Below are 12,997 nucleotides of genomic sequence, written 5' to 3' on the forward strand. Positions count from 1 at the left end.
TCTGTAATATAAAAAACTAAAGGCGTAAAAATGTATTAGAAAGAAACTCAAGTTGGAGCTGAGTTAGTCCCTGCATTTGGAATCGCCGACTCACGTGATCGGGCTGCGTATAATGCAGCAAAGATATCTCGAATGTATTTGGGACGTTCACTGAGGGGAATGGCTGGGAAAAAATCCAACATGTCGATTATCGACTCGTAGGAAAAACGCATCTCACGATGATAACGCCAGCGTGCGCCAAACCCGAGCGCGCGCTCCATCGCAACAAATAGCCCTGCCAACGCAGAACATAACGGTGCCGCCCACCCATAAGCTGATGTAGGCAACAGCGTTGCCAGCGTTGTCAATAGCAATACTAAAATGGTACCTCCATTGAATAATATGGGATCAGCCCATACATTATGAAGACTTGAGGCGTCTTTTAATCGAGCCGTCAACTGTTTAATCATTTCCGGATTTAAATCAGTGACACCAATAATATCCGGAGTGATGGGCGTATCAAACGTCATGCTTTCTGACATGGGAAAGCTCCTTCTAATAAATGTTACGCCCAACGACATAATTCTAGGCAGGATAGTTTGTTGCCAACCCTCTATTCACACCACGTCAATACAATGAACGTATTGGTGGCAGGGTCATGGGTACTGTGATTTTTTCAGTTCAAAATGAGGCCCATCTAAAAATGGTCGTTTACCTTGTCTTTTGATCCGCGTGCTATAGTCCGCCATCAAATCTTCAGGCGCCATATCGGAATGAGTGAAATCCACATCCCATGCGCCGCCCCATCGTAGCGGCACGTTCAGTTCCTTTGCCGCCATTCTGACCGCTTCAGCGATTAAAAAAATAGGAGGCCACTCCCACCTTAGCTTGCCGTTGATATAGGGAACCAAATCAATTGCGTGCCCAGTGATATGACGAGAATCAAGTGTCTTGGTCGCACCTTTGGCAAAAAGTTGTTTCTGTTCCTCCAGAGACCGAATCCCATCGTGTACCGAAAAATCCTGTACTGAGTAAATCAGTGACTTCTTGACCACAGCAACCAAATCTTGGTGTAGATTCTTTAGTTCTTTCAGGGACTCCGGACCAAACTTGAAATCACTCATAGCGCTCTCCTTATGCAAATACTTGCAACGCTAAAAAAGCTATCCGGCTCATAGCACGAAACGCTGCGGATACGTTCTTGAGTTTCGATAGCGATATCAACTCATGACATTTGTAAAGGGCTTGAAACAGTTTTCAAGAATAGAATGCTTTCTACAGCAATATCGTCAGTCAATAGATAGTGGCTGATTCGGAGTTTGTCAAGATGCAAAATTTCAAGCGCGGATCCTATCTGCTAAAGCCTGTTAAGTTGATGATCCACAATTCTTATAAATCAACGCGTCCTATGTTAGGTCGTCAATGATGGAAAGACTAAATACTCAATGTTTTTAATTGGTTAGGAAGAGTGTCATTCCAAAGGCTCGCGACGTTCCAAGAACCTCCAGAAAAATTTGTCTCATGCAGTTTGCACATAGCGCGGTGAGCCGAACAGGAAGTTATCTCAGCAGGGTCAATCAGTTCGAGCAGAGTGGCATTTGACATGTTCCTGTCAGCCACCAGTCACCCTCGCGTCAGCTCCCCCATCTAAAGTAACTCGTCCGAACCCTGTGCAATGCAATCCGCAACGCCCCAGGCGCCCATACCAGCCACCTGCCGTTCAGAAACCCGTTGCTCGAAAGAACGATATGTCGATGACACCGCCCACGTGGTACATCTATCGCCCTCGATAGGACATCAACATGAACATATGGAAACCCCAATGAAAGCACTCTACGCGCTCTTGATGATCGGCCTTGCCGGCTGCGCGCGCGCTCCGGTTGAGGTCGCCCAGCCGGCGCCGGTCAGCTTTGGCGACTACCGCCTGCAAACCCTGGCGCAGATTGAGCGTAATCGGCAGTTTCAGAATCCCGACCACACCTTGGAGCTGGCCTGGAACGCTCCCCGTGAATGGGTACCCGCGCAGCCCAATGGTAGAGGCGTTCTTCTGGTTCACGGCCTTGGCGATTCGCCCGGCTCATTCGTAGATGTCGCGACACAGCTGGCCAGCCAGGGATATCGGGTACGCACCGTGCTGCTGCCCGGCCACGGCACTCGGCCGGCCGATATGCTCGACGTTGACATCAATGATTGGCGTCGAACCGTGGAGCAACAGGTGACGCTGCTACGCAAGGATGTCGGCCACGTTTACCTGGGTGGTTTCTCCACCGGTGCCAACCTGGTTGTGGCGTACGCCATGGACGATCAGTCGATCGCTGGGCTGCTGCTGTTTTCCCCGGCGTTCAAGTCCAATGTTGGGTTTGATTGGGTGTTGCCGTGGCTGGCGAAGGTCAAACCATGGCTACGGCAGCCGACCAGCGCGGCCCCGCAGCAGACGTCGCTGCGCTACCAGAACGTGCCAACCAATGGCTTCGCCCAGTTTTACCTGAGCAGTACGGCCGTGCGCAGCAAGCTGGCATCGCAGGCGTTCGACCGCCCGGTGCTGGTGGTCAGCGCGGCCCATGACTCGGTGGTGGATGTGGAGTTTGTACGGGACGCCTTCAATCGGCGTTTCCCCAACCCGGGGTCGCGGATGATCTGGTATGGCAACCTCGCCAACGAATTGCAAAGTCCGCGCCTGTTGGTGCGCAGCGACCAGTTGCCGGCCGAGCAGATCAGTCAGTTTTCCCATATGGGCGTGCTGTTCTCCCCCGATAATCCGCAATATGGTCGCCAGGGTAACCAGCGTCTGTGCTGGAACGGCCAGAGCGACACGGCTTACCAACAATGCCAGGCAGGTGGCCCTGTCTGGTATTCGGACTGGGGTTATCGTGAGCCCGGTAAAGTCCATGCACGGTTGACCTACAACCCGTACTTCGCCTGGCAATCCGAGGTGATGGTGCAGGTGCTGGAGGCCGGGGCTCAAGAACATTCCACTGTGGCAAACACACGATAATCGCCCGCCCCTTGCCGTCGGGCCCCTCCTCCTGTCTGGAGCCTTAGTTGCTGGTGATTATCACCGTTGGTGCGGTTTTAGAATAAAAACTATAACCAAATAACCTAAATCAGCGACCACCGGTCACCTATCTTGAACATCTGAGGGGCCGTCATTGGCCGGTATTGCTGATACGCCGCTGCCTTCCTTACGGCGAACGGATGCCCGAACACGAGCCAAGGAAGCCGTAGATGGCAATCACCCAAAACAACCGTCTGGTACAGGTCGACAGTCCTCTCGGTGGCGATGTCCTGTTGTTGCAGAGCATGGATGGCAGCGAAGAGTTGGGGCGGTTGTTTCACTACGAATTGGACCTTACCTCCGAAGACCGGGCGATCAAGTTCGATCAGTTGCTGGGCAAACCGATGGGTTTGACCCTGGAGTTGTACAACGGCGGCAAACGCTATTTCCACGGCATTATCAGCAGCTGCCGGCAACTGACCGGTCACGGCCAGTTCGCGGGTTACCGCGTCAGTTTGCGGCCATGGTTCTGGCTGCTCACGCGGACCTCGGACTGTCGGATTTTCCAGAACAAGACCGTGCCGGACATCATCAAGCAGGTGTTTCGCGACCTCGGTTTCTCTGATTTTGAAGACAGCCTCAGCGCCAGCTACCGTGAGTGGGAATACTGCGTTCAGTACCGCGAAAGCAGCTTCGATTTCGTCAGTCGGCTGATGGAACAGGAAGGCATCTATTACTACTTCCGCCATGAAAAGGAGCGTCATGTCCTGGTGCTGGCCGACGCCTATGGTGCTCACTCCACGCCAGCGGACTACGACTCGGTGCCCTTCTATCCGCCCGATCGGCAGATGCGCGAACGCGATCATTTCTATGACTGGCAACTGGCGCGGGAAGTCCAGCCGGGTTCGCTGGCGCTGAACGACTATGACTTCCTGCGCCCGCGCGCCAGCCTTGAGGTGCGCTCCAGCGTGGTACGCAACCACAGCAACGGTGACCATCCGCTGTATGACTACCCCGGTGAATACCTGCAGAGCAACGATGGCGATCACTACGCACGCACCCGCATCGAAGCTATTCACAGCCAGTTCGAGCGCGTGCAGTTGCGCGGCCGGGCCCGCGGGTTGGGCTCCGGTCATTTGTTCACACTGACGGGTTACGACCGTGCGGACCAGAATCGCGAATACCTGGTGGTGGTCGCGCGCTATCAGATCCGTCAGGAAGTCTATGAAAGCGGACAGTCAGATTTAGCCGAACAGTTCGTCAGCGAGCTGGACTGCATGGATGCCAGCCAAGCCTTCCGCCCTCTCCCTCTGACGCCCATGCCCATTGTCCGCGGGCCACAGACCGCCGTGGTGGTTGGCCCCAGTGGCGAGGAGATCTGGACCGACCAGTATGGCCGGGTCAAGGTGCATTTCCACTGGGATCGCCATGACCAATCCAACGAAAACAGCTCCTGCTGGATTCGCGTGTCCCAAGCCTGGGCTGGCAAAAACTGGGGGGCGGTGCAGATCCCGCGGATCGGTCAGGAAGTGATCGTCAGCTTCCTCGAAGGCGACCCCGACCGGCCGATCATCACCGGTCGCGTCTACAACGTCGAACAGACCGTGCCCTACAAGCTGCCAGCCAATGCCACTCAGAGTGGCGTGAAAAGTCGTTCAAGCAAGGACGGCTCACAGGCCAACTTCAATGAGATCCGCATGGAGGACAAGAAAGGCGCGGAACAACTGTTTATCCACGCCGAGAAGAATCAGGACATCGAGGTCGAGAACGACGAGACCCATTGGGTCGGCCACGACCGCAGCAAGACCATCGACAACGACGAAACCGTGCACGTCAAACACGACCGCACTGAGACCGTGGACAACAACGAAACCATCAAGATCGGCGTCGACCGCAAGGAAACCGTCGGCAACAACGAAACCATCTCCATCGGCGTGAACCGCACCGAAGATGTGGGCAGCGACGAGAAAATAACCATCGGCGCCAACCGCACCGAAAAGGTGGGCAGCAACGAGACCATCACCATAGGTGCGGACCGCACGGAAAAGGTCGGTGCCAACGAAAGCATCACCATCGTCAGCAACCGCACCGAGGACGTGGGCGGTAACGAGACCATCGGCATCATCGGCAACCGCAACGAAACGGTCAAAGGCAACGAAGGTATCGAGATCAATGGCAACCAGAGTACCCAGATCGGCCAGAACGAATCCCGCGACGTCGCACGCAACCGCACCACCGACATCAAGCAGAACGACAGCCTGGACGTTGGCAAGAACTTTGTCCTCAACGCCGGCGACTCCATCAGCCTGACGACGGGCGCGGCCAGCATCACCATGAAGAAGGACGGCACCATCGTGATCAGCGGCAAGAACATCACCATCGACGGCTCCGGCGCCATCAACATCAAGGCCAACAGGAACGTTGTCGTCAAAGGCCAGAAGATTCTGCAGAACTAGCCATGGAGTGTGCGCTATGACCGTCGAATACCACCTCGCCCCCTCCTCCACGCCCGTGCGCGTGGAGGGCGTCGTGATTGGTGTGCTGCTGGATGTGCCCCTGGCCGACGCTCCAGTGGTGGCTTTTCCCGGTTGCCCCGATGACGCGGGGCTCGCCGCGCGCACCACCACACCGCTCAGTCGCGAAGACATCGGCGCCCAGGTCGCGCTGATGTTCGAGGCCGGCGACCCGGCCCGGCCGCTGGTGATCGGTCGCATCCAGCGCCTGCCGCAAACCACGCCCCGCGCCGTCGCGAACCTGGACGGCGAGCGTTTGGAGTTCACCGCAGAACGGGAAATCGTCCTGCGTTGCGGCAAGGCCAGCATCACTCTTACCCGTGAAGGCAAGGTACTGATCCGAGGCGCCTACCTCTCGAGCCGATCATCTGGAGTGAACCGGATCAAGGGCGGCTCGGTACAGATCAACTGAGGCAGTGACGCCATGGAATTGATAAACAAGACCCGCCTCGTCGGCGGCTTTACCACCTCAACCGATAAAACCGGCCGTGAATGGCTGGTCGTGGTGGCGAAAGGAACCTACGGCATTGCTGATCATCCTGGACATGAACCTCGCCTGCTGGAACAACAGGCTCCGCTGATCATGGCTGATGTGTTCCCAGGGGAACCGGGCGAATCAGCTGCGTTATACGAAAACGATTTTGCACTGCACAAGCCACGCTGCGATGTCCTGCTCAATGGACACTGCTACGCACCCAATGGAGAGCCGGTAACAGAGCTGAACGTAGCCCTGAAAGTCGGGACGCTGGTAAAAGCATTCAAAGTCGTGGGGGCACGAGTCTATGTGGAGGGCGCCCTCTCACACTCGACAACCAGGCCTGTTCCCTTCACAAGAATGCCTGTTTCCTATGCCCAGGCTTTTGGCGGGGTGGACCGCACGCATGCCGACGCCACTCAACATCAGTGGTACCCCTGGAACCCTGTAGGGGTCGGATTTTACCCAAGTGCAAACACTGCCCGGATAAATGGTCTGCCGCTGCCCAATACCGAAGAACTGGACAGGCCCGTCACCACGCCCGATGGGAATTACAAACCGATGGCATTCGGCCCGATCGGTCGAGCCTGGCAACAGCGGATCCGATGGGCCGGCACTTATGATCAGGCGTGGCTTGATCATCAGTTTCCATTTCTGCCGGAAGATTTTGACCTGCGTTATTTCCAGTGCGCACCAGAGGATCAGCAAATTGACTACCCGCAAGGTGGCGAAGAAGTTGCGCTGCTCAATCTCAACGATAAAGGCCGGACGGCATTCAGGCTTCCGACAAACTTGAAACTGCCGGTGCTCCTGGTTTTTCACGATGACAGCACGCGGGAAACGGCAGCCGTTGTCGACACCGTGATTCTGGAGCCGGACGCGAATCGGCTGCTCCTGACATGGCGAGCTTCTGCGCCGCTCGGGCGCAACATCAAGGAAGTGGCCAAGGTCATCGTCGGGCAAAGCGCCGATCAGTTCGAACAGGCCAAGGCCAACGAAGAACGCATGCGAGGAAAGCAACACTTCAAGTCATTGGCTCAACTCATCGCGTGGACTAAGGAAGCTTATCCTCCCGCAGAAGAGGCGTTATGACGCCGGCCCTTTTCATCACCAGCATGGGCATGGCTTGCCCTGTGGGCCTATGCGTCGCCAGTGCCTGTGCTGCCAAGCGCGCCGGACTGTCAGCGCTCCAGGAGCTGCCGTTTTTTGACAACGCTTGCGAACCCATCATCGGCGCGACGGTGTCCAGTCTCGACCTGGCGCTGCCGGCAGCATCGCGTATGTCCGGGCTCATGCTGCATGCACTGGTGGAGTTGATACAGGGTGCGCCGAAGCTGGATTGGACAGAAGTGCCCTTTCTCCTGTGCCTGGCTGAACCGGAGCGCCCCGGAATCGATATCAGGGGAATAGCCCAGACCGTCATACACGACGCATCTTCCAAGTTGGGCATACAGTTCCACCCAACCCACTCCAGGGTCATCCCCTCCGGCCAGGTTGCCGGCATGCATGCCCTTCATGAAGCCAGTCGATTGATGCAAGAAACCCGTGCGCCTGCCTGCGTGGTGGCGGGTGTCGACTCGCTGCTCAGCGCCTTGACGCTGCAATGGCTGGACCAGCATCGCCGGCTGAAAACGGCCACTCACAATGACGGCTTGTTTCCTGGCGAAGGGGCCGCGGCCATCTTGATTCAGGCCTATCGGCAACCTGGCACCTGCTTGGAAATCTCAGGCCTGGGATTCGGGCAAGAAGAGGCACCGCTTTTGTCGAACAAACCCCTGCGAGCAGGCGGGCTGACCGACGCCGCCCGCACGGCGCTCGCACAGGCCAGACTGGGTTTGCATGAAATTGATCTGCGCCTGTCCGATGTCACGGGCGAGCAATACGGCTTCAAGGAACTTCCGCTGATGGAGGCCCGGCTTTTTCGGACCGTCCGAAAAGAGGATCAGCCACTGTGGCATTGGGCAGAGGCCATGGGTGACACCGGGGCCATTGCTGGAATCGTCCAGTTGATACTCGCCGACCAGGCGTTTCGCAAAGGCTATGCACCGGGAACCACCGCGATCTGTCTGAGCAGTGCCCTGGCCGGTGCACGCGCCGCCGCCGTCGTGCGCGACCTCAGTCGACCCCAGGGGCCCCTATGAGCTGCGACGTTTATGCAAATGGCGATGAGATTGCATGCAAAGCGGGTGGCGGCAAGGTCATCGCGGCATTCCCGGATGTCTGCCTGACGCCACCACCGCCTCCCGCAGGACCCATCCCGGTGCCCTATCCGGACACCTCGTTTTCCAAGGACATGAAGAAAGGCAGCAAGACCGTCAAGATCGAAAACAAGGAGATCATGTTAAAAAATCGCTCCTTCTATAAAACCTCCCCACTGGGCGATGAAGCCGCCACAAGAAGCCAGGGTGCCGGTGTCATCACTCACGTCATCACCGGTAAGACCTATTTTGTTTCATGGTCAATGGATGTTCTTTTCGAAGGCCAGAACGTAGACCGACATACCGACCTCACCACATCGAATCATGCCAGTCCCGCAGCGAATGCGGTCGTCCCCATGGTCAACACCGCCAAATACAGTCCGGTGCAACAAGACGCCAAGGTGCCAGGCAAACACAAATGTGAATGTTGTGGCGGCGCGGCGCACTCCAAGGCTCAAGCGAACGGGGAGTACATGACGGAAGACGAATTCTACGGCACCGCACAAAATCCTCAGAACGCCGCCGTCCTCGCCAAAGTCCGGGCAAACCCCAAGTGCAGGCACTTGTTGCCACCTGCCGGAAAGCAACCGAGCGGATGCAATAAGTACTACGTAACGAGCAAACGAGAGAAAGCCAACATTGAAAATGATTGGGCGATTAACAGGCCAGGCTATATGCGTTGGAAAACCGAAGTGGGTCAGGGAGAACCGGTGGCGCATAGAGTCCCCAAGGCGGCCGGAGGTTGTCCGGCCGGGCAAGGGAATCTCGCCCCGACTGGCAAGAAGTGTGAGAAGCTCGAAGGAGAGCTCAGTTCACTTCAAGAGACACGCATCAATAGTTTTCCAAGGCCTGAATGATGAAAACCTCTAATTACAAGCACACTCAAAGACCCGGTTTTCTTCAAGACAGCTTCTATTGGAAGGGGCGTGGCTATCACTACTGCGGCTGCGCTCCGGCAGAAGTAATGTCGCCTGACGGCTGGAAGAAAGACGACCCGTGGATGGCACTTGCTGCGATTCTGGAGCAAGCCAAGCATGGCGATTACAGCCATGTATCCCAACTGCGCAAATGGATAGTGGACCCTGATTGCGATCCAACGCTGGTATCGGCTTGCCTCGGTCTGACCGCTGATGCAGGACTCGACACCGACCTGGATTTCCTTGCCGAGCTCATACTCGAAGGCCCCACCTACCTGCGTATCGAGGCGTGCCTGGCAGCGCAGTGGTCTGGTGTGCTGTGGCTGATACCTTTCATGGTTGAGGCATGGCGCACGTTTGCCCGTCGGGCCGACCGAGCCGCCGTGGAAGCCAATTTAAGCAATCTTCTTGACCCCATCGAAAACGAACCCGAGTTCTTTGACAGTGGCTTGAACGAAATCGAATACAAAGCGGCTGTCGATTCACGACTGAGCGAACTGCAGAACGCTTATGGCAGCGATCGCTGCTCGATCTCCGGTGGCATGCCCGTCGACATGAACAAACAAGTCTGGGTCATGAGAAAGTCCCTGGTTCCTTCAGGCACTGATGAATGGATCGACTGGAGCAACTTTCTCATCTGGAGGCGAAAATTCGAGGTGTATTCCGGCGTCGACTGCTCCAGTTTCTATGGGAAAAATGGCGACTTTCAACCGCTGAATGCGGCCGCTGTCCTGGACCGATACATGGCCTCTCCCCTGCAGTTCGAAGTCGGTAAACGTTACTTCTTCGGAAACCTGGTGCCGTAACAAGACAGAGACGTCATGCTCCCCATCTCCTCAATGATCGAGCAACATGCCGAAGAAGCTTGCTTCCTCATCCTCCTGCACGATCACGCCGTGCGCGCCCCCCACTACGACCTTGATGATCTCAGCAAACTGGACGAGCGCATCGATGCCCATCTCGATGGCCTGCGCATCGCCGGCTCAACGGGCCTGGAAATCCTGCTGGCCCAGCTCGGTCCGCACGCCGTCGGCGAGACGTTCGCCAGTGTGTTGCTGGCCTTCGAGGCGGCCGATGCGAAGATGTTGTCGCGACTCAGCGATCATTTGCGAAGCGCGTCAGAAACGGAGCGCGGTTATCTGATGGCCCTGGGGTGGCTCGACTGGGAGCGTATATCGCCCTGGATCGAGCGCATGTTCGCCTCCCCTGAGCCGTTGTTTCACCGCCTCGGCCTGGCGGCCTGCGGGATGCATCGCCATGATCCCGGCCCTACCCTGCTGGCCGAACTGTCCCACGCCGACCCCAGCGTGCTGGCACGTGCCGCCCGCACGGCGAGCGAGCTGCGCCGGCGTGACCTGCTCCCGGCGATTCGTACCCACCGCCAGCATGAAGATGCCGCCACGCGCTTCTGGGCCAATTGGGCCACCGCACAGATGGGCGACGCGCAAGCCCTGGAGCCATTGCGACAATTCGCCGGGCAACCGGGCCAGTTCCAGTATCGCGCGCTCTGCGTATTGCTGGCCTGGCAGGAACGCGAGCCCAGCATCGCCTGGATACGCCAGTTGGTACAGGATCCCAGGGACCGGCGCATCGGCATCCAGGCCCTTGGGCTGCTGGGCGACCCGGTCTGTGTACCGTGGTTGATCCAGCAAATGAGCGACCTGCCCTATGCCCGGGTCGCCGGTGAAGCCTTCAGCCTGATCACCGGCGCTGACCTGGCGTTGCTTGATCTGGAGTTGCAGGACCTGCCCGATTTCGACGCCGGCCCGAACGATGACCCGCAAGACACCAACGTGGCTATGGACCCCGACGAAAATCTACCCTGGCCCGACCCGCAGCTCATCACCGCTTGGTGGCAGGCCCATGGCGGCGATTTCCAGGCGGGCGTCGGTTATGTGCTGGGACAAAGGCAGAGCGAAGCCAGTTTTCGGCAGGCCCTTGCCCACGGCCAGCAACGCCAGCGCATCGCTGCCGCCTGCGGTGTCGCCCGTTTTCGACCAAACGAAGTGCTTTTTCCCACCAGCGCACCGGCCTGGCGGCAACAGCAGTTGTTGGGGAGGACGGGGGTGTTCGGGCGTTGATCAGGGTGGTTATATAGCTCAAACGCAAATCAGGCTCCGACTCCTGATCATTACTTACACCCCTCTGGAGACACCATGCCAAACGCAACCGGACAGAACCCTGTGGCCCTTGTCAGCGGGGTTGGAAGTGAGATTGGGATCGGCATGGCCATCGCGCGCAGACTGGGGACTGCAGGTGCCAGACTGATCGTCACCGCCAGCAGTGCGCGAATCAATGATCGGGTCGCAGAACTGCGTGCCGAAGGATTCGAAGTCCAAGGGCGGGCCATCGATCTTACCGATGAGCATCAGGTGCGTGAGTTTATCCCATGGGCAGAGTCACTCTGGGGGCAGATCGATATTCTGGTCAACAACGCGGGCATGGCCATGCAAGGAAGCCCGGAGTTTTTTTCCGACTTGGAAACCATGGATCTGCACACCTGGAACCTTACCCTGGCGCGAAATCTGACCACGGCTTTTCTGCTTACACAGGCCGTTCTGCCCGGCATGCGGGCGCGCCGTTACGGGCGCATCGTAAACATCAGTTCCACTACCGGCACCCGCTGCAGTAACCCCGGTGAAGCGGCTTACAGCGCCGCAAAGGCCGCGATGGTAGGAATGAGCATGAGCCTGGCGCTTGAAGTCGCCCAGCAAGGGATCACTGTAAACAGCGTCGCTCCCGGCTGGATCACCACAGGGTCGACCACAGCCGAGGAAGCCAAGGCGGCAGGTTACACGCCGATGGGCCGGGCCGGACGTCCCGAAGAGGTGGCTGCAGTGGTTGCTTTCCTGGCGTCTTCAGAGGCGAGCTACCTCACTGGCGAAGTCATCGTGGTGGATGGTGGAAACTGTTTGGTCGAGAACAAGGCCCCTTGATCTGAACAGGCTCCTACAGGGTTGGGACATATCCCCGTGAGTCACTTGAACAATTCGCTGCTCATGAAATCAATGAACACCCGCAGTTTCGGCGCCAGGTGCTTGCTTGAGGGCCAGAGCATGCGGAAGGTGCTCTGATGCCGATTGAACTCGTCGAGGACGGTAACCAGCTCACCGGCGACGATGGCATCGCGCACGGTGAAATCCGGTACGCAGGCAATCCCCAATGCATCGCGCACGACGTACAGCAACGCCTCGGTGGTGTTGCAGACCAGGGTGGTCGGCAGGTTGAGATCGGACTGCCCTTGCCCGTTCACCGGCCAGACCTGCAGCCTGCCAGTGCTGGGGAATTTGTATAGCAGGCAGGCATGGCGCAGCAGATCCGCCGGCACCTGCGGTGTGCCGTGTTCGGCGAAGTACCGGGGCGAACCGACCACGACGAGCTTGAACGCGCCTAACGGGCGGGACATCAGCCGGGAGTCGTTTGGCTCTCCGGTCCGAATGACGGCATCAAAACCTTCCTCAATGATGTCCACCAGCCTGTCGGAGAAATCCAGGTCCAATTCGATACTGGGGTAGCGGCGCATGAAAGCCATCAGCGTCGGCATGACCAAATCTGCAACCAGAGGCAAGCTCACGCGCAATTTGCCCCGCGGCGCTTTGCGGGTTTCCGACAGTTCCAGTTCGGCCGCTTCGACTTCGCAGAGAATGCGTCGGCAACGCTCGAGGAAAAGCGTCCCTTCTGCCGTCAGCGTGATACTGCGCGTGCTGCGATGAAACAGCCGCACCCCCAGCCTTTCCTCGAGCCGGGCCACGCTTTTACCCACCGCCGAAGACGAAATGCCAAGCGCCCTGCCCGCCTCTGAAAAGCTGCGGGTTTCGGCCGCGCGAACAAAAAAATCAATCCCGCTCAGTGATTCCACGCCAGGCTCCCATTGCGGACATTTTTTCCGATGTGTTGCGCACTCTAGCATTCTTGTCTCG

General features: G+C 57.6%; 12 protein-coding genes. 9 read left to right on the top strand and 3 right to left on the bottom strand.

Annotation, left to right across the window (positions count from 1 at the left end):
• Positions 1–47: 47 nt before the first annotated feature.
• Together GKKCFE_RS11330 and GKKCFE_RS11335 are read right to left on the bottom strand one after the other, a co-directional pair.
• Entirely contained in the window at positions 48–521 is a 474-nt protein-coding gene (locus tag GKKCFE_RS11330; RefSeq protein WP_445577854.1) for a hypothetical protein, read from the bottom strand.
• A 114-nt stretch (positions 522–635) separates the two neighbouring features.
• On the bottom strand, positions 636–1,103 hold the full coding sequence (locus GKKCFE_RS11335) for a M15 family metallopeptidase (protein ID WP_445577855.1): 468 nt from the start codon (positions 1,101–1,103) through the stop codon (positions 636–638).
• 722 nt (positions 1,104–1,825) lie between these two features.
• Here GKKCFE_RS11335 and GKKCFE_RS11340 point away from each other — a divergent pair.
• The 9 genes from GKKCFE_RS11340 to GKKCFE_RS11380 all read left to right on the top strand — a co-directional run bounded on the left by GKKCFE_RS11340 (position 1,826) and on the right by GKKCFE_RS11380 (position 12,013).
• A complete protein-coding gene (locus GKKCFE_RS11340) occupies positions 1,826–2,974 on the top strand; it encodes an alpha/beta hydrolase (protein WP_076386648.1) in 1,149 nt (382 codons plus the stop codon).
• Positions 2,975–3,204: 230 nt separating this feature from the next.
• Positions 3,205–5,430 (top strand): type VI secretion system Vgr family protein, encoded by a 2,226-nt coding sequence (locus GKKCFE_RS11345; RefSeq protein WP_445577856.1) that lies wholly within the window; start codon positions 3,205–3,207, stop codon positions 5,428–5,430.
• A 16-nt stretch (positions 5,431–5,446) separates the two neighbouring features.
• Positions 5,447–5,899, top strand: a complete 453-nt coding sequence (locus GKKCFE_RS11350; RefSeq protein ID WP_047226482.1) for a DUF6484 domain-containing protein — start codon at positions 5,447–5,449, stop codon at positions 5,897–5,899.
• A gap of 12 nt (positions 5,900–5,911) precedes the next feature.
• A complete protein-coding gene (locus GKKCFE_RS11355; protein ID WP_047226481.1) occupies positions 5,912–7,054 on the top strand; it encodes a DUF2169 family type VI secretion system accessory protein in 1,143 nt (380 codons plus the stop codon).
• Positions 7,051–8,103 carry a beta-ketoacyl synthase N-terminal-like domain-containing protein gene (locus GKKCFE_RS11360; protein ID WP_047226480.1) on the top strand — a complete coding sequence of 351 codons (1,053 nt, stop codon included), beginning with the start codon at positions 7,051–7,053 and terminating at the stop codon, positions 8,101–8,103. Before GKKCFE_RS11355 ends, GKKCFE_RS11360 begins: the two co-directional genes overlap by 4 nt.
• A complete protein-coding gene (locus GKKCFE_RS11365; RefSeq protein WP_139050321.1) occupies positions 8,100–9,017 on the top strand; it encodes a DUF4150 domain-containing protein in 918 nt (305 codons plus the stop codon). The genes GKKCFE_RS11360 and GKKCFE_RS11365 overlap by 4 nt, the downstream gene beginning before the upstream one ends.
• On the top strand, positions 9,017–9,883 hold the full coding sequence (locus GKKCFE_RS11370) for a hypothetical protein (protein ID WP_171061378.1): 867 nt from the start codon (positions 9,017–9,019) through the stop codon (positions 9,881–9,883). The genes GKKCFE_RS11365 and GKKCFE_RS11370 overlap by 1 nt, the downstream gene beginning before the upstream one ends.
• A gap of 15 nt (positions 9,884–9,898) precedes the next feature.
• A complete protein-coding gene (locus GKKCFE_RS11375; RefSeq protein WP_445577857.1) occupies positions 9,899–11,158 on the top strand; it encodes a TIGR02270 family protein in 1,260 nt (419 codons plus the stop codon).
• Between the two features lie 75 nt (positions 11,159–11,233).
• Positions 11,234–12,013 (top strand): SDR family NAD(P)-dependent oxidoreductase, encoded by a 780-nt coding sequence (locus tag GKKCFE_RS11380; protein WP_417692523.1) that lies wholly within the window; start codon positions 11,234–11,236, stop codon positions 12,011–12,013.
• A 41-nt stretch (positions 12,014–12,054) separates the two neighbouring features.
• Here GKKCFE_RS11380 and GKKCFE_RS11385 read toward each other — a convergent pair whose 3' ends face one another.
• Positions 12,055–12,936 (bottom strand): LysR family transcriptional regulator, encoded by an 882-nt coding sequence (locus GKKCFE_RS11385; protein ID WP_439125859.1) that lies wholly within the window; start codon positions 12,934–12,936, stop codon positions 12,055–12,057.
• Positions 12,937–12,997: the final 61 nt, after the last annotated feature.

This window comes from Pseudomonas sp. E141 (assembly GCF_052659885.1).